The sequence below is a fragment of the Roseomonas sp. F4 genome (assembly GCF_053891155.1).
Genome location: NZ_JBSSHK010000005.1, coordinates 221,398 through 246,123, shown reverse-complemented (window position 1 = coordinate 246,123; position 24,726 = coordinate 221,398). Strand labels below are relative to the sequence as shown.

At 68.9% G+C, this 24,726-nt stretch carries 26 protein-coding genes; 11 read left to right on the top strand and 15 right to left on the bottom strand.

Features of this window, described 5'->3' with window-relative positions; all coding sequences use genetic code 11:
• Positions 1–87: 87 nt before the first annotated feature.
• Entirely contained in the window at positions 88–1,092 is a 1,005-nt protein-coding gene (locus ACVFYP_RS20935; protein ID WP_499202156.1) for a Bug family tripartite tricarboxylate transporter substrate binding protein, read from the bottom strand.
• A gap of 85 nt (positions 1,093–1,177) precedes the next feature.
• Between ACVFYP_RS20935 and ACVFYP_RS20930 the strand changes: the two genes are divergently transcribed.
• Positions 1,178–1,570 carry a RidA family protein gene (locus tag ACVFYP_RS20930; protein ID WP_499202155.1) on the top strand — a complete coding sequence of 131 codons (393 nt, stop codon included), beginning with the start codon at positions 1,178–1,180 and terminating at the stop codon, positions 1,568–1,570.
• A 10-nt stretch (positions 1,571–1,580) separates the two neighbouring features.
• Here the strand turns inward: ACVFYP_RS20930 and ACVFYP_RS20925 are convergent, their stop codons facing one another.
• From ACVFYP_RS20925 to glsA, 7 genes are all read right to left on the bottom strand, one after another.
• Positions 1,581–1,955, bottom strand: a complete 375-nt coding sequence (locus ACVFYP_RS20925; protein ID WP_499202154.1) for a PIN domain-containing protein — start codon at positions 1,953–1,955, stop codon at positions 1,581–1,583.
• A complete protein-coding gene (locus ACVFYP_RS20920; protein ID WP_499202153.1) occupies positions 1,948–2,232 on the bottom strand; it encodes an AbrB/MazE/SpoVT family DNA-binding domain-containing protein in 285 nt (94 codons plus the stop codon). The genes ACVFYP_RS20925 and ACVFYP_RS20920 overlap by 8 nt, the downstream gene beginning before the upstream one ends.
• Before the next feature lie 17 nt (positions 2,233–2,249).
• Entirely contained in the window at positions 2,250–4,724 is a 2,475-nt protein-coding gene (gene pheT / locus ACVFYP_RS20915) for a phenylalanine--tRNA ligase subunit beta (protein ID WP_499202152.1), read from the bottom strand.
• 3 nt (positions 4,725–4,727) lie between these two features.
• Complete coding sequence (gene pheS, locus ACVFYP_RS20910; protein ID WP_499202547.1) at positions 4,728–5,813, bottom strand: phenylalanine--tRNA ligase subunit alpha; 1,086 nt, start codon at positions 5,811–5,813, stop codon at positions 4,728–4,730.
• An 81-nt stretch (positions 5,814–5,894) separates the two neighbouring features.
• Positions 5,895–6,260: a 50S ribosomal protein L20 gene (gene rplT, locus ACVFYP_RS20905; RefSeq protein WP_499202151.1), complete on the bottom strand. Its 366-nt coding sequence runs from the start codon at positions 6,258–6,260 to the stop codon at positions 5,895–5,897.
• Positions 6,261–6,275: 15 nt separating this feature from the next.
• On the bottom strand, positions 6,276–6,482 hold the full coding sequence (gene rpmI / locus ACVFYP_RS20900) for a 50S ribosomal protein L35 (RefSeq protein ID WP_499202150.1): 207 nt from the start codon (positions 6,480–6,482) through the stop codon (positions 6,276–6,278).
• 178 nt (positions 6,483–6,660) lie between these two features.
• Positions 6,661–7,650, bottom strand: a complete 990-nt coding sequence (gene glsA / locus ACVFYP_RS20895) for a glutaminase A (RefSeq protein ID WP_499202149.1) — start codon at positions 7,648–7,650, stop codon at positions 6,661–6,663.
• Between the two features lie 178 nt (positions 7,651–7,828).
• On the opposite strand from glsA, the gene ACVFYP_RS20890 reads away from it, so the two are divergent.
• From ACVFYP_RS20890 to bfr, 3 genes are all read left to right on the top strand, one after another.
• Positions 7,829–8,866 (top strand): Fe(3+) ABC transporter substrate-binding protein, encoded by a 1,038-nt coding sequence (locus ACVFYP_RS20890; RefSeq protein WP_499202148.1) that lies wholly within the window; start codon positions 7,829–7,831, stop codon positions 8,864–8,866.
• Positions 8,867–8,956: 90 nt separating this feature from the next.
• On the top strand, positions 8,957–9,133 hold the full coding sequence (locus ACVFYP_RS20885; protein ID WP_499202147.1) for a (2Fe-2S)-binding protein: 177 nt from the start codon (positions 8,957–8,959) through the stop codon (positions 9,131–9,133).
• Positions 9,134–9,182: 49 nt separating this feature from the next.
• Positions 9,183–9,665, top strand: a complete 483-nt coding sequence (bfr, locus tag ACVFYP_RS20880; protein ID WP_499202146.1) for a bacterioferritin — start codon at positions 9,183–9,185, stop codon at positions 9,663–9,665.
• 6 nt (positions 9,666–9,671) lie between these two features.
• Here the strand turns inward: bfr and ACVFYP_RS20875 are convergent, their stop codons facing one another.
• A complete protein-coding gene (locus tag ACVFYP_RS20875) occupies positions 9,672–10,769 on the bottom strand; it encodes an aldo/keto reductase (protein WP_499202145.1) in 1,098 nt (365 codons plus the stop codon).
• Between the two features lie 78 nt (positions 10,770–10,847).
• On the opposite strand from ACVFYP_RS20875, the gene ACVFYP_RS20870 reads away from it, so the two are divergent.
• The gene (locus ACVFYP_RS20870) at positions 10,848–11,465 is read left to right on the top strand and encodes a TetR/AcrR family transcriptional regulator (RefSeq protein WP_499202144.1); all 618 of its coding nucleotides are present in this window, start codon (positions 10,848–10,850) and stop codon (positions 11,463–11,465) included.
• Here ACVFYP_RS20870 and ACVFYP_RS20865 read toward each other — a convergent pair.
• The 5 genes from ACVFYP_RS20865 to ACVFYP_RS20845 form a co-directional block, all read right to left on the bottom strand.
• Positions 11,462–11,704 carry a hypothetical protein gene (locus tag ACVFYP_RS20865; protein ID WP_499202143.1) on the bottom strand — a complete coding sequence of 81 codons (243 nt, stop codon included), beginning with the start codon at positions 11,702–11,704 and terminating at the stop codon, positions 11,462–11,464. The genes ACVFYP_RS20870 and ACVFYP_RS20865 overlap by 4 nt on opposite strands.
• The gene (locus ACVFYP_RS20860) at positions 11,701–13,374 is read right to left on the bottom strand and encodes an ABC transporter permease (protein WP_499202142.1); all 1,674 of its coding nucleotides are present in this window, start codon (positions 13,372–13,374) and stop codon (positions 11,701–11,703) included. Before ACVFYP_RS20860 ends, ACVFYP_RS20865 begins: the two co-directional genes overlap by 4 nt.
• A gap of 8 nt (positions 13,375–13,382) precedes the next feature.
• On the bottom strand, positions 13,383–14,027 hold the full coding sequence (locus ACVFYP_RS20855; RefSeq protein ID WP_499202141.1) for a flavin reductase family protein: 645 nt from the start codon (positions 14,025–14,027) through the stop codon (positions 13,383–13,385).
• A gap of 64 nt (positions 14,028–14,091) precedes the next feature.
• On the bottom strand, positions 14,092–14,448 hold the full coding sequence (locus ACVFYP_RS20850; RefSeq protein WP_499202140.1) for a hypothetical protein: 357 nt from the start codon (positions 14,446–14,448) through the stop codon (positions 14,092–14,094).
• Between the two features lie 90 nt (positions 14,449–14,538).
• A complete protein-coding gene (locus ACVFYP_RS20845) occupies positions 14,539–15,516 on the bottom strand; it encodes a 2-hydroxyacid dehydrogenase (RefSeq protein WP_499202139.1) in 978 nt (325 codons plus the stop codon).
• Between the two features lie 150 nt (positions 15,517–15,666).
• Between ACVFYP_RS20845 and ACVFYP_RS20840 the strand changes: the two genes are divergently transcribed.
• The 5 genes from ACVFYP_RS20840 (at position 15,667) to ACVFYP_RS20820 (ending at position 22,594) form a co-directional block, all read left to right on the top strand.
• On the top strand, positions 15,667–16,458 hold the full coding sequence (locus tag ACVFYP_RS20840) for an SDR family oxidoreductase (protein ID WP_499202138.1): 792 nt from the start codon (positions 15,667–15,669) through the stop codon (positions 16,456–16,458).
• A 36-nt stretch (positions 16,459–16,494) separates the two neighbouring features.
• Complete coding sequence (locus ACVFYP_RS20835; RefSeq protein ID WP_499202137.1) at positions 16,495–17,760, top strand: Zn-dependent hydrolase; 1,266 nt, start codon at positions 16,495–16,497, stop codon at positions 17,758–17,760.
• On the top strand, positions 17,757–19,838 hold the full coding sequence (locus ACVFYP_RS20830) for a hydantoinase/oxoprolinase family protein (RefSeq protein WP_499202136.1): 2,082 nt from the start codon (positions 17,757–17,759) through the stop codon (positions 19,836–19,838). Before ACVFYP_RS20835 ends, ACVFYP_RS20830 begins: the two co-directional genes overlap by 4 nt.
• Entirely contained in the window at positions 19,838–21,490 is a 1,653-nt protein-coding gene (locus ACVFYP_RS20825) for a hydantoinase B/oxoprolinase family protein (RefSeq protein ID WP_499202135.1), read from the top strand. The genes ACVFYP_RS20830 and ACVFYP_RS20825 overlap by 1 nt, the downstream gene beginning before the upstream one ends.
• Positions 21,491–21,577: 87 nt before the next feature.
• A complete protein-coding gene (locus tag ACVFYP_RS20820) occupies positions 21,578–22,594 on the top strand; it encodes a serine hydrolase domain-containing protein (RefSeq protein ID WP_499202134.1) in 1,017 nt (338 codons plus the stop codon).
• A 226-nt stretch (positions 22,595–22,820) separates the two neighbouring features.
• Here ACVFYP_RS20820 and ACVFYP_RS20815 read toward each other — a convergent pair whose 3' ends face one another.
• Entirely contained in the window at positions 22,821–23,015 is a 195-nt protein-coding gene (locus tag ACVFYP_RS20815) for a hypothetical protein (RefSeq protein ID WP_499202133.1), read from the bottom strand.
• A gap of 93 nt (positions 23,016–23,108) precedes the next feature.
• On the opposite strand from ACVFYP_RS20815, the gene ACVFYP_RS20810 reads away from it, so the two are divergent.
• A complete protein-coding gene (locus ACVFYP_RS20810) occupies positions 23,109–24,575 on the top strand; it encodes an N-acyl-D-amino-acid deacylase family protein (protein WP_499202132.1) in 1,467 nt (488 codons plus the stop codon).
• Positions 24,576–24,726: the final 151 nt, after the last annotated feature.

The window sequence follows — 24,726 nt, the reverse complement described above, 5'->3', positions numbered from 1 at the left end:
CCATGGCGGGAAAGGCCCGCCTGCGTCACCCGGGAGATAGGGCAGAACCGGCCGAAGTCCAAACCTTTCCGGGCCGGGGGTGGCCGGCTATTCGATCCGGGCGCCGCTGATCTGCACCATTTCCTGCCAGCGCGGGCGGTCGGCCATGATGCGGGCGCGGGTGCCGGCGGGGTCCAGCGGCGGCAGGGCCAGCAGGCCATTGGCGCGCAGCCGGTCCTCCAGCCCCGGATGGGCGGCGGCGCGCTGCAGCAGGTCCCGCGTGCGGGCGGCGAGTTCGGGGGGGAGGCTGCCGGGGCCGCTCAGGATGTTCCAGGATTGCAGGTCGATATCGGCGATGCCGAGCGCCGGGAAATCGCCCATGGCCGGGACATCCGGCAGGAAGGGCACCCGTTCCTTCGATCCCACCGCCACGGCCTTCAGCGTGCCGGCCGCCACATGCGGCAGCAGGGCCGGCATGAAGTCGAAGCACATGTCGATATTGCCGGCCAGCAGGTCGTTCAGCGCCGGGGCGCCGCCGCGATAGGGCACCACGGTGATCGCAGCCCCGCTGCGCCGCGCGATGGTGGCGGTCAGCAGGTGGGAGGCGCCGCCGCTGCTGGCCGCGCCATTGGTCAGCTCATTGCCCGGGCGCTTCGCCCATTCCAGCATGGCGCCGAGATCGGTCCAGCCCCTTTCCTGCGCCCGGTCCGCGCGCACGCAGCAGAGGGTGGTGGAGGTGACCACGCTGGTGATGGGGGTGACGTCCCGGTCCACATCCAGTGGCATGCGCGTCATCATGGCGGGCAGGGAGGTGAACATGGTGATGCTGAACAGGCCGGTGGTCAGCCCGTCCGGCGGCGCCTTGGCGACCACATCCATGGCGATCAACCCATTGGCACCGCTGCGGTTTTCCACGACCACGGCTTGGCCGGAGGTTGCCTGAATCGCCTCCCCATACAGCCGGGCGATGGTGTCGGACTGGCCGCCGGGCGGGTTCGGCACGATCAGCCGCAGGGGGCGGGAGGTGGAGATCTGGGCGAAAGCCCTTGGGGCGAGGGCCGGGGCAGCCAGGGGAGCGGCAGCGGCGGCGAGCAGGGTGCGGCGTGCGATCATGGCCAAAAGATTACGCGGGTCTTTCGCAGATGCGAAAGAGGAAATATCAGGACAATTGCAACCTCTCACACGGAGACCACGAACCATGCCGAAGCGCGCCATCTCCTCCCCCAAGGTCTTCAAGAGCAGCCGGCCCTTCGCCCAGGCGACGGTCGCCGGCGGCTTCATGTTCGTCTGCTCCACCGGGCGCGACGTGAACGGCCAGTTCGCGGTGGGCGACGTCCGCGCCCAGACGCAGCAGACGCTCGACAATATCCGCGCTTTGATCGAGGAGGCCGGCGGCACCATGGACGATGTGGTGAAGTGCACCGTCTATGTGACGGACCGCGCGAATTGGGAGCCGATGAACGAGGTGTACTTCGCCAATTTCGTCGAAAATCCGCCGCACCGCGTGTCCTGCATCGTCACCGGGCTGGGCTCGACCGACTGCCTGGTGGAGATCGACGCCACGGCCTATCTCGGCCCAGAGGCTGGCTAGGCGGGACTGATCAGCGGATCAGCCGGACCTCCACCGCCAGGCCGAGCGTCGCCCAGACCCGGTCGGCGGTGAGCACCGGCAGCGCCTGCCGCGCGGCGGTGGCCAGGCAGGCGCAATCGCCGAGCGAGAGAACGCCGCGATGGGCGGCGAGGAGGCGGGCGGCGGCATCGGCCTCCGCCGCCGTATAGGGCAGCACTGGCAGGGACAGCCGGTCGAGTGCCGGCGTTCCGTCGCCACCGAAACGCGCAAGCCGTCCGAGAATTTCCGTGCGGGTTACGGACGAGATGAGCGCGGTCTCGATGGCGTCGGCCACGACGTCGGCGCCGGCTTCGGCCTGAAGCAGCGCCAGCACGGCGGAGGCGTCGAGCAGCGTTGCGTCAGCCATGCGGCCTAGGCTCGAGCCCTTCCGCTACGTCGCGTGCGGCCTCGGCCCGCCGCTCGGCGATCAACTCCTCCGCGAGGCTGAGGCCGGCGGGCACCATCGCCGCCACCATGGCCTGCGCGTCCCGGATCGCGGCGTCGCGGGGGCGGATGTGCAGGCGGCCGTCGCGGGCTTCAACCAGCACCTCGCCACCACCCTGCACCCCGAGCGAGACGCGGACTTCCTCCGGCAAAACCAGCCGGCCCTCCGCATCCACCCGCACCGAAACGACTCGGCCCATCGAAAGCCTCCTGCCGCCTATCCTCGTAGCACCGCGCCGGTCGCCTTTGCCACCGCGGCGACGATCTTGGCCGTCACGGCCTCGATCTCCGCATCGGTCAGGGTGCGCTCGCGCGGTTGCAGGGTGGCCTGGATCGCCAGGCTGATTTTTCCTTCCGCCATGCGATCACCTGCGTAGCGGTCGAACAGCGTGACGTCGGTGACCAGCGTCTTGTCGGCATTGCGGGCCGCGCGCAGCAATTGCTCGGCCGGCACGTTCGCATCGACAACGAAGGCAAAATCGCGCTTTAGCGGCTGGAAGGCGGGCAGGTCTGGCAGCCCCTTCTTCCTGCGTTTTGGCTCCGCGATGGCGTCGAGAAAGACCTCGAAGGCCACGACCGGCCCGGCCAGGCCGAGTGCCTTCACCACCTGCGGATGCAACTCCCCGAAGGTGGCCAGCACGGTCTTCGGCCCCTGGCGCAGCACGCCGGAGCGGCCCGGGTGGTAGAAGCCCGGCGCGTCGGTGGTCAGCATGACGGCCGCCATCGGCACGCCAAGGGCGCCCAGCACCGCCAGCGCATCCCCCTTCGCATCCAACGCATCGACGGGCCGCGCGGGCGCCGCCCAGTTCGCCGCCGTCTGCCCGGCGCGGACGCCGGCCGCGACGGCGAGCTGGCTCACCCCGGCTGCTGGGTCGCGATAGGCCCCGCCGAGCTCGCCCAGCGCGACATCCGCAAAACCGCGCGCCGCATTGCGGGCGGCGGCCATGGCCAGCGAGGCAACCGGGGTCGGCCGCATCTGGTCCAGGTCGCTGGCAATGGGATTTTCGAGATGCAGCCCATCCGGCGTTTCACCGAACAGCGCGGCGGTCGCGCGGTCCAGGAAGCCGTAGGTCACGCAGTCCTGCATGCCGCGCGCGGCCAGCACCCGCCGCGCCAGCGCCGCGCGTACCTGCTTGGGCGACAGCGCGGGCCGCGGCACGGCGGAGGTCACAGGCAGGGAGACCGCCGGCACCGCATCCAGCCCGCCCAGCCGCAGCACCTCCTCCACCAGGTCGCATTCCGGCTCGATCTCGGCGCAGCCTTCGGCGGCGATGCGGGCGCGGTCGGCGGGCAGGGACGGGTCCTGGGCCAGGGCGCCGGCACCGGCGATGTCGTTGCGCCAGGATGGCACGGCGACCGTCACGGCCTCCGCCGTGCGGGCCGTCACCTCGAAGCCGAGGCGGGTGAGGCGGTCGACCACCTCATCCTCCGCCAATTCCAGCCCACCGAGGTCCCGCACACGCGCGAAGCGCAAGGTGGCGTTCCGCCGCCAATCCGGCTCCGCGCCCGCCTCCGAGATTTCGGAAGCCTCGCCACCGCACAGCTCCTGGATCATCCGCGTCGCGGCTTCCAGCGCCTTGGGCAGCAGCGCGGGGTCGATGCCGCGTTCGAAGCGCGATCGCGCATCGGTGCGCACGTCATGCCGGCGGCCGGAGAGCGCGATGCGCACGGGGTCGAACAGCGCGCATTCGATGAAGCATTCGCTGGTGTTCTCGTCGCAGCCGGAATGCTCGCCGCCGATGATGCCGCCCAGCGCTTCCGCGCCCTTGGCATCGGCGATGACGCCATCCTCCTCCGTCAGCGCATAGGTCTTGCCGTTCAGCGCCAGCAATTCCTCGCCCGGCTGCGCCATGCGCATGGTCAGCTCAGGGCCCGTCACCTTGGCCACGTCAAAGACATGCAGCGGCCGGCCGACGGCAAAGGTGAAGTAGTTGGTGATGTCGACCAGCGCGCTGATCGGCCGCAGCCCGATCGCCACCAGCCGGTCCTGCAGCCACTGCGGCGAGGGTCCGTTCTTCACGCCCCGCACGGCACGCCCAAGAACCCACTGGCAGGCGCGCGGATCGGCGATGCGCCAGCGCAGCGGAGACGGATAGGTGCCGGCAACCGGCGCCACTTCCCAGCCCTTCAGCGTGCCGAGCCCCGCCGCCGCCAGGTCCCGGGCAATGCCACGGACCGAAAGGGCATCCCCGCGATTCGGCGTCACCTTGATCTCGATCACCGGATCGTCGAGGCCAGCCCACTTCACATAGCTCTCGCCGAGCGGTGCATCCTCCGGCAGGTCCACAATGCCCGAATGGTCGTCGCCGAGGCCCATTTCGCGGGACGACAGCATCATCGCCTCGGACTTCACGCCGCGGATTTCGCCGAGCTTGAGGGTGATGCCGGTACCCGGGATGAAATCGCCCGGCACCGCCAGCACGCCCTTCATGCCCGTTCGCGCATTCGGCGCGCCGCAGACCACGGACAGCTCGCGCCCGTCGCCCACATCGACGCGGAGCTGCCGCAGGCGGTCGGCATTCGGGTGCTGCACGGCCTCGATCACCCGGGCAATCCGAAAACTGCCGAGCGCCGCGGCCTTGTCCTCGATGCCCTCGACCTCGATGCCGATGGCCGACAGCGTCGTGGAAATCGTCTCCAGCGTCGCATCCGTCTCCAGATGCTCGCGCAGCCAGCTCAGGGGAAACTTCATCGCTCAGATCCCCTCATGCAGGCTGGCCGGCGCCAGCGGGTCGGCGGCCCAGTGGCGCAGCCAGCGCAAATCGCTTTCGTAGAAGGGGCGCAGGTCGGGCATGCCGTGCTTCAGCATTGTGATGCGCTCGATGCCCATGCCGAAGGCAAAGCCCTGCCATTCGCGCGGGTCCAGCCCGCAATTGGCCAGCACCTTGGGGTGCACCATGCCGCTGCCCAGGATTTCGAGCCAGTCGCCGCCGCCGCCCAACTCGCCCGTCTTCCGGTTCCAGCCGATATCCACTTCCATGGAGGGCTCGGTGAAGGGGAAGTAGGAGGAGCGGAAGCGCACCGGCAGGTCGGAAATCCCGAAGAAGGCGCGGAGAAAATCGGTCAGGCAGCCCTTCAGATGGCCGAGCGTGATGCCGCGGTCGATCACCAGCCCCTCCACCTGGTGGAACATCGGGCTGTGCGTGGCGTCATGGTCGGCGCGATAGGTGCGGCCGGGGGCGATGATGCGGATCGGCGGCGCCTCGCCCAGCATGGTGCGGATCTGCAAGGGGGAGGTCTGGGTCCGCAGCACCAGGCGCTGCCCGGCGGCATCCGTGCCCGGCATGTAGAAGGTGTCGTGATCCTGCCGCGCCGGGTGATGGTCCGGGATGTTCAGCGCGCCGAAATTGTACCAGTCGCCCTCGATATCCGGCCCTTCGACCACCCGGAATCCCATGCTGCCGAAGATCGCCGTCAGCTCCTCGATGGTCCGGCTGATCGGGTGGATGCCGCCATCGGCCGCCGTGCCGGGGGCGAAGGGGCGAGTGGGGAGGGAGACATCCAGCCGCTCCGCCTTCAGCCGGGCGTCCAGCGCCTCCGCCTCCAGGGTCGCCTTGCGGGCCTCCAGCAGGGCCTCGACCTCACCCTTCAGGCGGTTCAGCGCGGCGCCGCGTTCCTTGCGCGCCTCCGCCGGCACCGCGCCCAGGCCCTTGAGCAGCCCGCTCAGGCTGCCGGACTTGCCCAGCACCGCCACCCGCACCGCATCGAGCGCCCGGAGATCGGCGGCGCCGGCCAGCGCCGCCTCCGCCTCTTGCCGCAGGGTCACCAAATCGTCCGTCATCATGCCAGCATCCGGATACGGAAAAGGCCGCCCCCTGCGGGACGGCCCTCCTGTTTGGTCTGAAGTCCGAACCCGAGGGGTTCAGGCCTGCGCGGGGAGGGCGCCCTTCGCCTTTTCGACGATGGCCGCAAAACCCGCCGCGTCCTCATAGGCCAGCGTCGCCAGCACCTTGCGGTCGATCTCGATGTTCGCCGCCTTGATGCCCGCCATGAAGCGGGAATAGGTGATGCCGTGCTCGCGGACCGCGGCATTGATGCGCTGGATCCACAGGCCCCGGAAGTCGCGCTTCTTGTTGCGACGGTCGCGATAGGCGTATTGCAGCGCCTTCTCGACCCGCTCCAAGGCGGGGCGATAGGCGGTCGACGACCTGCCGACATAGCCCTTGGCGAGCTTGAGGATCTTCTTGTGACGGGCGTGCTTGGTAACGCCCCGCTTCACACGTGCCATGTTTCAGATCCTCCCTTACCGGCTCGAACCGTAAGGCATCCACTGCTTCACCGTATCCCCATCCTGCTTCGGCAGGATGAAGGTGCCACGGTTCTGCCGCTTCATCTTGTTCGTCTTGGCCGTGAGCATGTGGCGCTTGTTGCCGACGCCAGCCTTCACCAGGCCCGACGCGGTCAGTCGGAAGCGCTTCTTCACGCTCGACTTGGTCTTCATCTTGGGCATTTGGACCTCCAGACGGTCTTGGCGGTCCCACCTTGCACCCGCCCCCCTTGCGAAGGGCCGGACCGCACCATGCGGCAGGGACACGTTCCCGCGGCCAGGCATGCCCATCAGAGGCCATGACACGCGGAGCGCGGCTTGTAGCGGCGCGCGACGGGCCATGCAAGCGACCGGCTGCGCGTCAGGCCGCCCCGGCCGGCGACAGGGCATCGAGCAGGCGGGAGCCGGAATTGGTGGCGTCGAAGGTGTGCAGGCCCAGATCCTCGGACAGCATCTCGCAGGCCAGCATCCCGCGCAGCGGGTTGCCATGGGAATCGAGGCGGGGCGAGAAGGTGCCGATACCCAGATGGCGGCTGACCACAGCAACGATGCCCCCGCCAACGCCGCTTTTGGCCGGCAGGCCGACGCGGCAGGCCCAGTCGCCGGCGCCGTCATAGAAGCCGCAGGTGAACATCACCGCCAGCGTGTCCCGCACCGCATCCAGCCCAAAAACCTCGGCGCCGGTCAGCGGGTTGGTGCCGATGGCGGCGAAGGTGCCGCCCATCACCGCCAGGTCGCAGGCGGTGACGCGAAGCGAGCATTGGCGGAAATACAGGTCCACCACCCGATCCGGATGGCATTGGAAGGTGCCGGCGGCGCGCAGCAGATAGGCGATGGCGCGGTTGCGGTCGCCGGTCTCGGCCTCTGACCGGTAGACCGCCTCATCCAGCTCCAGCGGCGCCCCAGCGGCGAGGGACAGCCTTGCGCGCAGCGAATCGAAAGCCTGGTCGCCCAGCGCCTCCGCCAGCAGCCCGGCCACGGCGATGGCGCCGGCATTGATCATCGGGTTGAAGGGGCGGCGGGTCTGGGGGTCCAGCTCGATGGTGTTGAAGGGGTCGCCCACCGGCTGCACGCCCACCGCCTGCCGCACCTTGCGGCGACCGAGCAGGTCGAGCGCCAGGGCGTAGGCGAAGGGCTTGCTGACCGACTGGATGGTAAAGGGGTGGCGGCTGTCTCCCACCTCCAGCAGCGTGCCGCCCCGGGTCAGCGCGGCCAGGCCGAACAGGTCGGGCGGCATGGCGGCTAGTGCCGGGATGTAGCTTGCAACCGCGCCGGTCATCTCGCCGGCCAGCTGCGCATGAGTATGGCTCAGGGCGCGTTGCAGCGGTGACGAACTGGTTCTGCGTGTCATTATGGCTCGTCCCGCCTCTCAGGAGAGTGGGCCGTGCGCGCTTCCCTGTGTCCTAGCATAGGCGCGGAGGAGCCAACGCCGCAATCAGCCTGCGAGCGACTCTCACCAGGAGTCTTGCGAACGACTCTCAGTTGCGATAGTCATCCGGCATACGCCACGTCCAAAGGGCCTCTCAGCAATGCGCCGTCGCCATCTGCTCTCGATGCTTCCTACACTCGGCCTGATCGCCGGTTTCAGCGGCGCCGCCATGGCGCAGGGTGGCGAGGTGAACCTCTACTCCTCCCGGCACTACGACACCGACCGCGAGCTGTACGACACCTTCACGCGCGAGACAGGCATCCGGGTGCGGCTGATCGAGGGTGATGCCGACCAGCTGATCCAGCGGATCCGGACGGAGGGTGCGAACAGCCCGGCCGACGTGCTGATCACCGTCGATGCCGCCCGCCTGGCCCGCGCGAAGGAGGCCGGGATTCTCCAGCCGATCCGCAGCCAGGTCCTGGAATCGCGCATCCCTGCCAATCTGCGCGATGCCGAGGGCTTCTGGTTCGGCGTCTCCAAGCGAGCCCGCGTCATCATGTATGACCGCCAGGCCGGCCGGCCGGAGGGGCTGAACCGCTTCGAGGACCTGGCCGATCCGCGCTACCGCGGCCAGATCTGCGTCCGCTCCGCCTCCCACCCCTACAACACCTCGCTCACCGGCTCCGTGCTCGCGGCCAATGGGCCGGAGGCGACGGAGGCCTGGGCGCGCGGGCTGGCCGCCAATATGGCTCGCCCGCCCCAGGGCGGCGACCGTGACCAGTTCCGGGCGATCCCGTCCGGTCAGTGCACGCTGGCCATCTCCAACACCTACTACCTCGGCAATATGATGACCTCCGCCCGCGCCGAGGACCGTGCCATCGCCGAGCGGATCGGGGTGATCTTCCCGAACCAGGGCGAGGGCGATCGGGGCGCGCATGTGAACATTTCCGGCGTCGGGGTGGTCCGCACCGCGCCGAATGCCGCGGCCGCGCAGCGCTTCATCGAATACCTGACCAGCCCACGGGCGCAGGAGATCTTCGCGGTGGGCAACATGGAATACCCGGTGGTGTCCGATGCCCCCGTACATCCGGTGCTGGCCGCCTTCGGGACCTTCCGTGAGGACCAGCTCAACGCCGGCATCTACGGCGCCAATGCGGCCGAGGCGCTGCGCATCATGCAGCGCGCCGGCTGGCGCTGACGCCGGGCTGACAACTGGGTGGGAAGAAATCCCACCCAGCGAGACATTTCCGAAGTGTCGAAACCAGGGCTGCAAAAGGGCCGGAGCTGGATGTATATCTGCATCTGCAATGCGCTGACGGATAAGCAGATCGCCGCCGCTGTGGCGTCGGGTGCCGATCGTCCGCATGATGTCTATTCGGCTTGCGGCTGCCGCGCCCAATGCGGTGGCTGCACGGGGACCATCCTGTCGATGGTCCGCGCGGGGTGTGAGAACGGCGGCAAGTGACCGCCTCCGCATCCCCGGGCCGGTCAGCCGGTGCGGAGGGGATGCGGTTATGCGTGACGCCAAGGTTATCGAATATCTGAACATGCAGCTCACCAATGAGCTGACCGCGATCAACCAGTATTTCCTGCATTCCCGGACGCTGCGGCACTGGGGCGTGACCAAGCTGGCACGCAAGGAATACGAAGAGTCGATCGAGGAAATGAAGCACGCCGACTGGCTGATCGAGCGTATCCTGTTCCTCGGCGGCCTGCCCAATGTGCAGCGGCTGAACCAGGTGCTGGTCGGCCAGAATGTCCAGGAAATCCTGGAATGCGACCTGAAGCTGGAAGAGAAGGCGCTGGTCGATCTGCGTGACGGCATCGCGCACAGCGAATCGGTGCGCGACTACGTCTCCCGCGACCTGATGCTCAAGATCCTGGCGAATGAGGAGGAGCACGAGGACTTCCTCGACCGCCAGTTCGACCTGATCCGCCAGATCGGCATCGAGCGCTACATCCTGCTGAACAGCGACGCGGCGCCCGACCAGGAATAGGCCGCGCTACGCCGAAACGCTGCTGCCGCCGAACACCACCTGGCGGCGCAGCGCCGGCGTGAACAGGCCATAGAGCATGGGAAGATTCGGCGCGCTGGCGGTATCCAGCGCGGCGCGCTGGTCTTCCGTCAACCGCAGGTCGGTCGCCGCGATGTTGTCGTGCAACTGCGCGACACGGCTGACACCCATCAGCGATGTCGTCACGCCGGGCCGGCCCAGCACCCAGGCCAGCGCCACCCGGGCCATCGGTTGCTCCATCGCCAGCGCCACCGTGCGGAGCGCTTCCACGATCCGCCAATTGCGCTCGGTGAACAGCGCGTCGCCAAAGGGATTGGCGCCGTCCAGTCGCTTGTCGTGTTCCGGCCGCGTCACATCGCCCGCTTCATTGGGCAGGCCGCCGGGACGTGCCGCGCCGGCCTCCACCGTCGCGCGGTCGTATTTGCCGCTGAGCAGGCCGTAGGCGAGGGGACTCCAGGGCATGAAGCCCAGCCCCATCTCCCGCGCCAGCGGCAGATGCTCCGCCTCCACCTCCCGGCTCACCAGGGAATGGAAATACTGCATGGCGATGGGCCCCGGCTTGCCCTGCAACGCGGCCAGCGTCGCAAGTCGAGAAACATACCAGGCGGGCGCATTGGAGATGCCCCAGTAGCGGATGCGTCCGGCGCGGGCCAGCGCTGCCATCGTCTCCAGCAATTCCTCGGCCGGCGTCACCGAATCCCAGACATGGACCCAGTACAGGTCGATATGGTCGGTGCGCAGCCGGCGCAGCGAGCCCTCCAGCGCCGCATGGATATGCTTGGCGCCATTGCCGCCTTCATGCGGGCCCTGGCCGGCGGCGAAGCCGGACTTGGTGGAGAGTACAATGCGATCCCGCGCGCCGCGCTCGGCGATGATCGCGCCCAGCATCTCCTCACCCCGGCCAGCGGCATAGACATCCGCCGTGTCCACCAGATTGCCGCCGGCCTCGACATAGGCGTTGAACACCGCCTCGGCCTCCGGACGCGCCATGCCCCAGCGGGCGACGCCGAAGGTCATCGTGCCCAGTGCCAGCGGACTAACGGCGAGGCCGGACCGGCCAAGGGTGCGGTAGTCGGTCAAAGCCATCTGCATATTCCATAGCGATTACTATAAAATTACATGGGCTGCTTGTCCGGCCTGGTCAAGGATAATATATCGATCGCTATGAAAGACCTCGCGCCGCCGCGGCGCACTGGCCGCCCGCTCTCCTTCGACCGTGATGCCGCGCTTGGCGCGGCCATGCGGCTGTTCTGGCAGCATGGCTATGAGGCGACCTCACTGGCCGAGCTGACCCGGGCGATGGGCATCACCCCACCCAGCCTCTACGCCGCCTTCGGCGACAAACGGCGTTTGTTCCGGGAGGCGGTACACCGCTACATGACCGGCGCGCGCAGCGTGGAACAGGTCATCGGCGAGGCCGCCACGGCCCGCGAAGCCGCACGCGACCTGCTGCGGACGGCGGCGATCGGCGATACCGGGGAGGCCACGCCGCCCGGCTGCCTTCTCGCCAGTTCGCTCGTCAGCGGCTCGGCGGAGGTGGCGGAGTTGCGGGAGGAACTGGCCGAGATCCGGCGCGGGATCGAGGCGCTGCTGCGGGCGCGCATCGCGCGAGAAGTTGAGGAGGGCCGGCTGCCAGCGGATTGCGATGCCGGGGCACTGGCCGGCCATGTGATGGCGGTGATCCAGGGCATGTCCACCCTGGCCAAGGATGGCGCTAACCGGGACAAACTCCTGCGGATCGTCGACACCGCCATGGCTTGCTGGCCGCCAGCCCCGGGCTAAGCCCCCAGCGCCCGCGCGATGGCCTCGCCTTCCGCGGCGAGGCTGCCCTCGCCGGCGCTGCGGCCGGCGCGGCGATACCAGTAGCCGGCATTCGCCGCGTCGCCTTCCAGCCGGTGCAGCCAGCCATGCACCCAGGCGGCATCCGCGCCCGGATCAGCCTGCACCAGCTCATGCGCTGCCTGCCAATCCCCCGCCTGGGCAAGGCGGATCGCGCGAAGCAAATGCCCGGTCCCCGTCATCCCCGCCGCATCCCCCGAACCAGGGCCGCCACCGGCAGCAGCCCCACCAGCACGATCAGCAGCGCGGCCGTCGAGGCCTCCGCCAATCGCTCGTCGGAAGCGAGATTATGGACCCGCACCGCCAGCGTGTCGAAGTCGAAGGGCCGCACGATCAGGGTCGCCGGCAGCTCCTTCATCGTATCGACAAAGACCAGCACGCCGGCAGTGACCAGCGCGCCGCGGGCGAGTGGCAGTTCCACCGACCGCACCGCCTGTCCCGGTGAGCGACCCAGCACGCGGGCCGCGCCGAACAGGCTCGGCCTGATTCGCGACAGCCCCGATTCCACGGCCGACAGCGCGACGCCCAGGAAGCGAACCAGATAGGCGAAAACCAGCGCCGCGATACTGCCCGAGAGCAGCAGCCCGGTGGAGATGCCGAAGCGCGCCCGCATCCAGCCATCCAGCGCATTGTCGAAGACCGCGAAGGGCACCAGCGCCCCGACGGCGATCACCGATCCCGGCAGCGCATAGCCCAACGCCGCGATGCGATTGGCCGAGGCGCGAAGGCGGGAGGGATAGAGCCGCTGCCCCCAGGCCAGCAGCGCCGCCAGCGCCACGGCCAGCAAGGCGGTCAGCCCTGCCAGGGTGATGCTGTTGCGGGCGAAGGGCAAAGTGCGCTGTGGATCGAAGGGATCTCCGGCCTCCAGCATCAGCCCGAGCAGGGCGCCGGCAGGGATGACGAAGCCGATCAGCACCGGCAGGGCGCAGACCAGGATCGCCGCCGCCTGCTTCCAGCCTCGCAACACCACCGGCCGCAGCGGGGGGCTGCGCGTGGTGGTGGGGTGGAAGCGCCGCCCGCCGCGGGAGGCGCGTTCCAGCAGCAGCAGCATCGCCACCAGCCCCATCAGCGCCGTGGCGAGCTGCGCCGCCGCCGGCCGGTCGGCCAGGCCGAACCAGGCGTCGTAGATTCCGGTGGTGAAGGTGCGCACGGCGAAATGCTGCACCGTGCCGAAATCCGCCAGCGTCTCCATCAGCACCAGCGCGAGCCCACCGGCCAACGCCGGGCGCGCCATCGGCAGCGCCACATGCAGGAAGGTGCGCGGCAGGCCGTGGCCCAGGGTGCGCGATGCCTCCAGCAGGCAGACGCTCTGCTGCAGAAAGGCGGCGCGGCACAGCAGATAGACATAGGGGTAGAGCACGGCGGCCAGCATCAGCGCCGCGCCCGGCAGGCTGCGGATTTCCGGGAACCAGTACTGGCCCCAGCGCAGCCCCGTCGCCTCCCGCAGCACGGTCTGTACCGGCCCCGCCACATCCAGCAGCCAGACATAGGTGTAGCCGCAGACATAGGCCGGCATGGCGAGCGGCAGCAGCAATGCGATCTCGATCACCCCGCGGCCGCGAAAGGCGCAGGTCGCGACGAGCCAGGCGGTGACCGCGCCCATGACCGCCGCCAGCAGCCCGACCAGCACGGCCAGCAGCACCGAATTGACCAGCAGCTCCGGCAGCAGAATCCGCAGCAGATATGACCAGTCCTGCGCGCCCGGCGCCGCCGCCGTGACCAGCACGGCCAGCAGCGGCGCCGCGATCAGCCCGGCCGCCAGCAGCGAGGCCCAGGCCCAGGCCGGGGCCAGCCGGCGGCTGCGGGGCGCGCCAGGCTTCTGGCGATCCGCGGGAAAGCCGGCGGCCGACATCCGGCGTCTCAGCCCTCCGGCATCGCCTTGGCCGCGGCGAGCTCCGCCGCGCTGACCCGCTTCATCTCCAGGCGGTCGCTGGTGCGCGTGTACCAGCCGGCGCCGTGCATGCGCCCCACAAGGCCGAGTGCCGGGCTGTCGATGTAGCAGCGCTCGACGTCCATCACCGCGGATTCGACGATGTGCATGGCCCGCACCAGGCCGAGCACCAGCGAATGGCTGCCGAGCTCCACCGTCTTGAACAGGGTGCATTCCAGCGCCACGGGGCTCGCGGCCAGGCGTGGCGGCCGCACCTTGGTGGAGGGCAGGGTGGCGAGACCGGCCGCCGCCACCTCATCGACCCCCTTCGGGAAATCGGCGGCGGTGATGTTCATCGCCGGCAGCGCATCCTCCCGCACCAGGCAGACGGTGAATTCGCCGGTGGCGGCGATATTCGCCCCGGTGTCCTTGGCCGAGCCGCTCGGCCGGTTGCCGATGCCGAGCGCCACGATCGGCGGGTCGGCGCCGAAGACGTTGAAGAAGGAATAGGGCGCCGCGTTCATCACACCCGCCGTGTCCTGGGTCACGACCCAGGCGATGGGGCGTGGCACCACCGTGGAGGTCAGCAGCTTGTAGCGGCTCGCGGCCGGCAGGGCATCGAGGTCGAACAGCATGTGGCGGGCTCCGGCGGCTTTCGGAACTTACTGCCGCCCCCTGTCGCCGCTGTCGAGAGGAGGGCTAGCTCTGCCGGCCCTTGGGCACCTGCATGGCGCGCAGTTCCCCCTCCGCCACCAGCTCCGCCGACTCGGCCAGCGCCGCGGTCAGCGGCAGGCCGAGCGCGCGCGCGACCCGCACCAGAGATGCGCCACACAGGCGCAGCGTGTCGAGCGTGGTGCAGTTCGGCGCGGCCTCGGCCCGGATCCGAACCTCGTCCGGGTCCACCAGGTCGAAGACGAAGGTGCGGCTGCCATCGTCATGCCGCGTGACGAGCGGGGTCTCCTGCAACAGGGCGTGCAGCAAGTCCGGCTCGGGCAGGGTTTCCAGCCGGCCGGCGCGATCATGGACGAACAGGGTGATCCGGGCGACCTGGCTCATGACCCAGAGAGGTTCCTCCAAGAATTACGCAACAATCACCTTATCGAAACCACCTCTGGTTGAATGTCAAGTTGGAACGGTTGTGTTGGTTCATCCAACAGCATCAGTTGCGGGTATCCCGTTCAGCAGAACGGCGTCAACATTGTCCAGCGCGCGGCGTCCCATCGCATCGCGCGTCTCGATTGTGGCGCTACCCAGATGCGGTAGCAGAGCCACATTCTCCAGTCCCAGATAGTCGGGGAACACTTTCGGCTCCCCGTCATAGACATCGAGGCCGGCCGCGCGGATGTGGCCGGAGGTCAGCGCCGCGACCAGCGCGGCATCGTCCACCGACCCGCCGCGGCCGGTGTTGATCACCAGCGCGCCCTTCGGCATCCAGGACAGCCGCTCCGCATTCAGCCATTTCCGAGTCGCCTCGCCGCCCGGCATGTGCATCGACAGGATATCGATGGAGGACAGGAATTCGCGGTCGTCGCCATGGAAGGTGGCACCCATCTCCAGCTCGGGCGGGGCCCGACGAAGGTCGCGATAGTGGATCTGCATGCGGAAGCCGCGCGCCATGGCGGCGAGTTCGCGGCCGATGCGGCCGAAGCCGGCGATGCCGAGGCGCTTGCCCTCCAGCGTCACGCCCATCAGCTGGGTCGGTGCCCAGCCGTCCCATTTGCCGGCACGGACCATGCGCTCGCCCTCTCCGGCGCGGCGGGCGGCCATCAGCATCAGGGTGAAGGCGGTCTCGGCCGTGGCGAAGGAGAGGACTTCCGGCGTATTGGCCACGGTGATGCCGCGGGCCTTCGCGGCGGCGATGTCGATATGGTCGGTGCCGACGGAGAAGGTGGCGACGATCTTCACGCTGTCGGGCAGGGCGGCGATGGTGGCCGCGCCCATCGGGTCGCCGGCGGCGCAGAGGATACCGGCGGCGCCGACCTCCGCCGCGCGCCGGGCGATCTCCGCCCCATCGCGGTACCAAGGCGCATCGCTGCTGTTCAGACGGGCATCATAGTCGCGCGCGGCGCGCGCCTCGATCGCCTCGGGCAGGCGGCGGGTCAGCAGCAGGATGGGCTTCGGCATGTTGGATCGGCTCCCGGTCGGTGTTTCCCATCTTGGTAGCAGAGACCGCCCGGCTTGCCAGCCGGGCTGGGGGTAGCAGAGACCGCCCTGCTTGCCAGCCGGGGCCTGTGGTAGCAGGTTCCCGCCAACCGCCGGACAAGGAATGCAAAGATGGATCTGGGTCTCAAGGGCAAGCGCGCCCTCGTCATGGGGGCCTCCAAGGGCCTCGGCCGCGCGATCGCGGACAGCCTGGCCGCCGAGGGTGCGGCCGTGGTGGTCAGCGGGCGCGACCAGGCGAAGCTGGATGTGGTGGCAGGCGAGCTGAAGGCGGCCGGCGCCCCGCAGGCCTTCGGCGTGCCGGCGGATGTCGCCAGCGGCGCCGACATGGATCGGCTGGCCGATGAGGCCGTGCGCCTGATGGGGGGCGTCGATATCCTGGTGCTGAACCATGGCGGCCCGCCGCCCTGCATCGCCTCCGAGATCACGGATGCCTCGCTGCACACCTGGTTCGAGCAGATGGTCGCCTCCCCCATCCGCATCTGCAACCGGCTGATGCCGGCGATGCGCAAGCAGGGCTGGGGCCGCGTGATCGTGGTCGGCAGCACCGGCATGCAGCACCCGATTCCCAACCTGGCGCTGTCCAACACGCTGCGCGCGGCGATCTGGGGCTGGCTGAAGACCTTCTCGGGCGAGGTGGCCCAGGATGGCGTGACGATGAACGTGCTGGCACCGGGCAGCATCATGACCGGCCGCATCACGCAGAACGCCGAATCCCGCGCCAGCAAGGCCGGCACCACGGTGGAGGCGGAGATCGCGCAGATGGCGGCGGAGGTGCCGGCGCGTCGCATCGGCATGCCCGACGAATTCGGCCCGATGGGTGCCTTCCTCGCCAGCGAGCGGGGCGGCTACATCACCGGCAGCATGATCCGCGTCGATGGCGGCCGCGTCCGCAGCATGCTGTGATCCACATTCGCAGCATGCTCTGAGGAGGACCCGCCCGTGATCCCGAACCTCTCCCCCGACGTCGAACTCGCCGCAAAACTGTTCGACGATCTGCGCGCCGCGACCTTCGACGGCGTCGGCATCACCCGTGACGCCTATGGCGCTGGCGAGCGCCGCGCGCATGAGATGGTGAGGGCGGCGGCGGAGGGGATCGGGCTGGAATGCCGCGCGGACCCGGTGGGGAATCTGCTGATGACCCTGCCGGGCAGCGACCGCGCGGCGAAGCGCGTGCTGCTCGGCAGCCATCTGGACAGCGTGGCGGAGGGCGGCAATTTCGATGGCGCCGCCGGCGTGCTGTGCGGTCTGTCGGCAGTGGCCGGCATGAAGCGCGCCGGCTTCGTGCCGGGGCGTGACGTGACCGTGGTGGCGGTGCGGGCGGAGGAGGCGGGAAGCTGGTTCCCCATCTCCTACCCTGGCTCGCGCGGCGCGCTCGGGCTGCTGAAGCCGGAAGAACTGCAAGTGAAGCGGCAGGACAATGGCCGCTCGCTGGCTGACCACATGCGGGACGAGGGTTTTGATCCGGGCTTCGTCGAGGCCGGCGGCAAGACCTTTTCGCCCGATGACACCGCGGCCTTTCTCGAATTGCATATCGAGCAGGGGCCGGTGTTGGAAGGGCAGGGTGTGCCGGTTGGCATCGTCACCGGCATTCCCGGCAGCCGGCGCCTGCGCGCGGCGCGCGTGCTGGGTGAATACAACCATTCCGGCGCGACGCCCCGCAAATACCGGCGCGACGCGGCGATCGCGCTCGCCGAGCTGGCGCATCGCGTCGATGACCGCTGGGTGGAGCTGGAGGCGCGGGGCCATACCCTGGTCGTGACCTTCTGCGTCATGGGTACGACCGAAGACGCCGGCTTCACCAAGATCGCCGGCGAGGCGCGCTTCCAGCTCGACGTGCGCAGCGTGAACCCGCGCAGCTGCGACCTGCTGATGGAAGCACTGTATGACGCGGTGCCAGAGATCGAGGCGCGCCGCGGCGTGCGCTTCGAACTCGGCGCCGAGACCACCAGCCGCGCGGCGCCGATGGATGCGGAGATCCAGTCCGGCCTGGCACGCGCGGCCGATGCGCTGGGCATCAGGCATCTGGCGATGGCGAGCGGCGCCGGCCATGATGCGGCAGCCTTTGCCATGGCGGGCATCCCGGCCGGGATGATCTTCGTCCGCAACCAGAATGGCAGCCACAATCCGAAGGAAGCGATGCGGATGGACGATTTTGCACAGGCCTGTGCGGTGGTGACGCGTTGGGCGAGCGAGGCTTCGCAGTGAGCCTTGGCGCGCGCCTGGCTGTCGATATCGGCGGCACCTTCACCGATGTGGCCGTCGAGCGCGACGGTGAACGCTGGACCGGCAAGGTCCTGACCACGCCACATGCGCCGGAGCTCGGCGTGCTCAACGGCGTGAAGCTGGTGATGGAGAAGGCGGGGCTGACGCCGGCCGATATCGCGCTGGTCATCCACGGCACCACGCTCGCCACCAATGCGATCATCGAGCGCAAGGGCGCGAAGACCGCGCTGCTGACCACGGACGGCTTCCGGGACGTGCTCGCGCTGGGCAATGAGTCCCGCTACGACCAGTACGACCTCAACATCGACCTGCCGCAGCCGCTGATCCCGCGCCGCTGGCGCCTGACGGTGCCGGAGCGGCTGGACAATGAAGGCAAGGTGCTGCTGAAGCTCGATGAGGCCGCGCTGCGCGCCCAGGTTGATGTGATGCGAGCCGAGGGAATCGAGAGCCTGGCCATCGGCTTCCTGCATGCCTTCGTGAACCCGTCGCATGAAAAGCGCGCCGCGGCCATCGTGCAGGCGATGTGGCCGGAACTGCCCATTTCGCTGTCGTCCGAAGTCTCGCCCGAGATGCGGGAATGGGAGCGTTTTTCGACCACCGCCGCCAATGCCTATGTGCAGCCGCTGATGGCGAGCTATCTGCGGCGGTTGGAGACGGGGCTGAAGGAAGGCGGCTTCACCTGCCCGCTGTTCATGATGCTGTCGGGCGGCGGCCTCACCACGCTGGACACCGCCGCGCGCTTCCCGATCCGGCTGGTGGAATCCGGCCCGGCCGGCGGCGCGATCTTTTCGGCCCATGTGGCCAAGCAGCGCGGCTGGTCGCAGGTGCTGTCCTTCGACATGGGTGGCACCACGGCGAAGGTGTGCCTGATCGACGATTTCGCGCCGCAGGCGTCCCGCACCTTCGAAGTGGCCCGCGTCGGCCGCTTCAAGAAGGGGTCGGGCCTGCCACTGCGGATTCCGGTGATCGAGATGGTGGAGATCGGCGCGGGCGGTGGCTCCATCGCGCATCTCGACGCGCTGGGCCGCATCCAGGTGGGGCCGGAAAGCGCCGGCGCCGATCCGGGGCCGGCCTGCTATGGCCGCGGTGGCGACAAGCCGGCGGTGACGGATGCCAATCTCTCGCTCGGCCGGTATGAGCCGGATCTGTTCGCCGGTGGCGCGCTGAAGCTGCATGTGCAGCCGGCGTTGGATGCGCTGGATGCGCATGTGGGTCGCGGGCTCGGGCTGGCGCCGGAAATGGCGGGGCTCGGCGTGGTCGAGATGGTGGATGAGAACATGGCCAATGCGGCGCGTGTCCATGCCATCGAAAGCGGCAAGGGCTATGACGGGCGCGGCATCATCGCCTTCGGCGGCGGCGGGCCGGTGCATGGCTATCGCGTGGCGGAGAAGATCGGCGTGGACCGCGTGCTGGTGCCAAGCGGCGCCGGCGTCGGCTCCGCCATCGGCTTCCTGCGCGCGCCGGTCGGCTACGAAGTGGTGAAGTCTCTGTATCAGCGCTTTCGGACGTTTGACGTGAGCGCGGTGAATGCGCTGTTGGCGGAGATGTCGGCCGAGGCGTCCCGCGTGGTGGCCGAAGGGTCTTTTGGTGCGCCGACCGAGGAGCATCGCATCGCCTTCATGCGCTATGTCGGCCAGGGGCATGAGATCAACGTGGCGCTGCCCGCGCGGCCGCTGACCGTGCAGGACGTGGCGGCCATTCGCGCCGCCTATGACGCCGAATATACGCGCTTCTATGACCGGCCCGTGCCGGGCAGCGATGTGGAGATTCTCTCCTTCGCCGTCACCGTCGCGACGGTGGCCGATGCGGTGGAGCCGGTGGCACCCGTCGCCGATGCGCCCGCCCCCGCGCCGATCCGCGCGCAGCAGGTGCGCGACACGGCGACGGGGCAGGTGGCGCCCTGGCAGGTCTATGACCGCGCCGAAATGCCGCCTGGCGCCACGGTGCCCGGACCGTGCATCGTCTCCGAAGCCGAGACCAGCACGCTGGTAGGGCCGGGCTGGCGCTGCCGCGTCGATGGCCTCGGCTATCTCGAACTCACCCGTGGGGAGGCTGCGTGATGTCGGACGCACTGACAAAGATCCAGCAGCAGATCCAGTGGAACCGCCTGATCGCGGTGGTGGAGGAGCAGGCGCAGATCATGATCCGCACCGCCTTTTCCACCACGGTGCGGGAAGCCGGTGACCTTTCGGCCGGCGTCTTCGACCTGCAGGGCCGCATGCTGGCGCAGGCCGTCACCGGCACGCCGGGCCATGTGAATTCCATGATGGAATCGGTCGGCCATTTCCTGGCAAAATTCCCGGCCGAGACGATGAAGCCGGGCGACCACTACATCACCAACGACCCCTGGCTCGGCACAGGCCATCTGCACGACCTCACCGTCGTCACGCCCGCCTTCCTGCGTGGCAAGATCGTCGGCCTGTTCGCCAATACCGCGCATGTCATCGATGTCGGCGGCCTCGGCATGGGCCCGGAAGGGCGCAGCGTCTTTGAGGAGGGGCTGTATATCCCGATCGTCAAATGCTTCGACCAGGGCAAGCCGAATGAGACGCTGTTCGACTTCGTCCGCGTCGGTACCCGCACCCCAGTGGAGCTGGAGGGCGATATCTACTCCCTCTGCGCCTGCAACGATGCTGGCGCCAAGCGGCTGATCGAGATGTTGCTCGAATTTGGCATGGACAGCCTCGATCCGCTTGCGGACTACATCTTTGAATCGTCCCTGAAGGCGACTCTCGAAGAAATCGCCAAGCTGCCGCAGGGCACCTATCACGGCCAGATCACCTCCGATGGCTATGAGGCGCCGGTCACGCTGAAGGCGGCGATGACGGTCAAGGCCGATGAGATCGTGGTGGATTATGCCGGCACCTCGGGCCTGTCCGGGCGCGGCATCAACGTGCCCGCCGCCTATTGCCGCGCCTATTCCTGCTTTGGCATCAAGGTGGTGGTGGCGCCCGAAATCCCGAACAACTGGGCCTCGCTCGCGCCCTTCCGGATGGAGATTCCGGAAGGCTGTATCCTCAACGCACCACGCCCCTATCCGGTCAGCGTGCGCCATGTGGTGGGTCAGTTGCTGCCGGACCTGATGATGGGCTGCCTGCACCAAGCGGTGCCGGATCGGGTGACGGCGGAAGGCTCCTCTTGCCTCTGGAACCCGCCGTTGCGCGGCGGCGCGCAGGTTTCGGGCGCGGCGGCGGAGCTGCCGGATTTCGAGATCATCACCTTCAATTCCGGCGGTACCGGCGCCCGCCTAACCAAGGACGGCATGGACGGCACCGCCTTCCCCTCCGGCGTGCGGACCATGCCGGTGGAGGCGACCGAGAATGTCGCGCCGGTGATCTTCTGGCAGAACCAGCTCCGCGAAGACTCCGCCGGTGCCGGCCGCACCCGCGGCGGCTTCGGCAAGGTCATGGAGATCGGCACCAAGGGCGAAGCCGAATTCGCCGTGAACGCCATCTTCGACCGCGTGGCCAATGCGCCGAAGGGCCGTGATGGCGGTGGCGACGGCGCGGCCGGCTGGGTCGGCCATACGGACGGCACCACCATCCGCACCAAGGGTTTCCAGGTGGTCCCGAAGGGCAAGCGCCTGTTGCTGAACCTGCCCGGCGGCGGCGGCATGGGCGACCCGAAGCAGCGCGACCGCGCGGCGGTGGAACGCGACGTGGCGGATGGGCTGGTCAGCCCGGCGCAGGCGAAGGCGCTGTACGGCGCCTGAACCCGTTTCGGTTCTGTAGTCTTTTCAAGGTGTAACCGCGGCCTCCCGCGCCCTTGGGCTGGCGGAGGCCGTCCCTAATTTCCAGGGATGAACGCAACAACCCGACGCGCCGCGCTTGCCGGCGGCCTATTGGTGCTGGCGGCCCCGGCGCTGCGGGCCCAGCCTCGTCCTCCGGCAGGGCGTCTTGCCGCCGGGCTCGATCGTGCGGCCGAAACCCCCGGCCTGCGTAGCCTGATCGTGGCGCAGAACGGCACGGCCGTGGCGGAGCGGGTGTTTCGCGGGTCGGCGCTGGACCGGCCGACCAATGTCAAATCCGCCTCCAAGACCATTCTGGCTATGCTCGCCGGCATCGCCATCGATCGCGGCGTGCTGCGCGGCCTGGACCAGCCGGTGGCGCCGATCCTCGGCAGCCGTATCCCGCGCGACGCGGACCCGGCGGTACGCGACATCACGCTGAGCCATCTTTTGTCGATGCAGGCGGGGCTGGAGCCGACCTCCGGCGCCAATTACGGCCGCTGGGTAAGCAGCCGGGACTGGGTGGCCTTCGCGCTATCCCGGCCGATGGTGGATGAGCCGGGCGGGCGTATGCTCTATTCCACCGGCACCTCCCATATCCTGGCCGCCGTACTGGCCCGCGCCAGCGGCCGCAGCATCCGCGACCTGGCGACGGATTGGCTGTTCCGTCCCCTCGGTCACCCGGTGCCGGACTGGACGCGGGACCCGCAGGGGCTGCATTTCGGCGGCAATGAGATGGCGCTCTCGCCCCGGGCGCTGCTGGCCTTCGGCGAATGCTGCCGCAATGGCGGGCGGCATGTGGGGCGGCAGGTGATCCCGGAGGCCTTCCTGCGCCAATCCTGGCAGCCACGGGGGCAATCGGCCTGGTCGGGGCAGATGTACGGCCTGGGCTGGTGGATCGCAGAGGCGCGGGGCCAGCCGATCTTCTACGCCTGGGGCTATGGCGGGCAGATGGTCTATCTGCTGCCGGGGCTCGGCCTGACCGTGGTCATGACCTCCGACCCGGATGTGCCACGGGTGCGCGGCCAAGTGCAGACCCGCCACGCGCTGCTGACGGAGGAGATTTTGCCGGCCTTCACCAGCAGCTAGAATCATCTCCCTGTGCTAGGCTCCGCTGGCGACGGAGACGGGATGCGCAGGATGTTTCGACTCTGCCTTCTGGCTTGCTTGCTGGTGGCGGGCTGTGGCGCGCCGGCTGACAACAGCCTGGCCCGCCGCCCAGATCAGCTGCAGCGATGGGAGCCCGGTCCCCTCGGGACGGAACGTGGGCCGCTGATGCTCGGCTCAGAAATCCTGCCGGCGCGCCGCTGACCGCTCAGTCATCCGGCCCGCCCTTCGTCTGATCCGTCACCCCCGGCGGGTCCGGATACAGGTCGGACGGCACTTTCGCATCCGGATTCCGGGTGGTGCCACCCTGCTGGACCTTTGCCTGCGTGGTCTTGCTGGCAGGGTCGGCGCTGTTCATGCGCTCGGCGGCGCCGGTGGGAAGCTCGGTTTTATCCTGGGTCATTCTCCCTCAACGCGCCGCGGGGGCGCTGGCTCCCTATCGGAAAGCCACGGCACTTGGCATGATCGCCCTTGCCTGACCCGAGGGACCCCAAGAATGGCGCTCCGCTGCGACCTCATCATCCGTGACGCCACCCTGTTCGACGGCACCGGCGCGCCCCGCCGCATTGGCGATCTCGGCGTGAAGGGTGACCGCATCGCGGCCATCGGCGATCTGGGCGGCGCGACCGGGGATCGGGAGGTGATCGCCACCGGCAAGGCGCTCGCCCCCGGCTTCATCGACGCGCACACCCATGACGACCGCGCGGTGCTCTGCGGCCCGCAATGCACGACCTGCAAGACCAGCCAGGGCGTCACCACCGTGGTGGTGGGCTGCTGCGGCGTCTCGCTCTCGCCTGCGCGGTTCAAGCGCACCCCGCCGCCGCCGCTCGACCTGATCGGGGCGGAGGGCTGGTGGCGCTTTGGCGATTTCGGCGACTATGCGGAAGCGCTGCGCAAGCAGGGGTCGGAGGTCAACACCTACGCCCTGGCCGGCCACCAGACCATGCGGGTGGAGGCGATGGATGGCGACGTGTCTCGCCCCGCCAATGACCGCGAAATCCACTACATGCACCAGCGCCTGAAGCAGGCGCTGGCGGAAGGCGCCTCCGGCTTCTCCACCGGCCTGTACTACGACCCCAACAAGCACGCGACGACGGAGGAGGTCATCGCGGTGGCGGAGGCGCTGCGCACCACGGGCGGCCTCTACTCCACCCATATGCGCGACGAGGCCGACAAGGTGCTGGCCTCGATCGAGGAGACGATGAAGATCGGCAAGAAGGCCGGTGTGGGGGTGCAGATCAGCCACCACAAATGCTCGCTGCCCGAAAATTTCGGCCGCTCCACCCAGACCCTGCCGCTGATCGCCGAATATGCCCGGACGCAGGAGGTGGCCTACGACGTCTACCCCTATCCCGCCGGCTCCACCGTGCTGATGCCGGACCGGCTGCGCGACGATGTGAAGGTGATGATCACCTGGTCCGTCCCGCATCCGGAAATGGCGGGCAAGTACCTGCATGAAATCGCCCGCGGCTGGAACAGCGACCTCAAGGCGGCCGCGGAGCGCCTGACGCCGGCCGGCCAGATCAGCTTCCAGATGGATGAGGAGGATGTGCGCCGCATCATGGCGCATCCGCTGTCGATGATCGGCAGCGACGGCATCCCGCACGACGCCCACCCGCATCCCCGCCTCTGGGGCACCTTCCCGAGGGTGCTGGGGCATTATGTCCGGGATGTCGGCCTGTTCTCGCTGGAGACGGCCGTCCACAAGATGACCGGCCGCTGCGCGGAGGCCTATGGCATCGTCGATCGCGGCGTGCTGGTGGAAGGCGCCTATGCCGATCTCTGCCTGTTCGACCCGGCGACGGTGATCGATGCGGCGACCTTCGAAACGCCGACCCTGCCGAGCCTCGGCATCGAGGAGGTCTGGGCCAATGGCCGGCCCACCTTCCGGGCCGGCTATGGCGAGCAGGGTGGGGCCACCGGGGAAAAGCCGGGCCGGCTGGTGACGCGCCATCGCGCTTGAACCCGTTCCGCCGGAACTCCCCCCGCGGCCGCGCGCCTGGTACCAGCCGGCGCCGGCGCCCGCCAATGATGTCATCCCGCAGACTGCCAACGCACCCGATCCGAAGCCCCGAACGGCGCGCAATGCGCTGATCGCGGCGGCGCTGATCCTG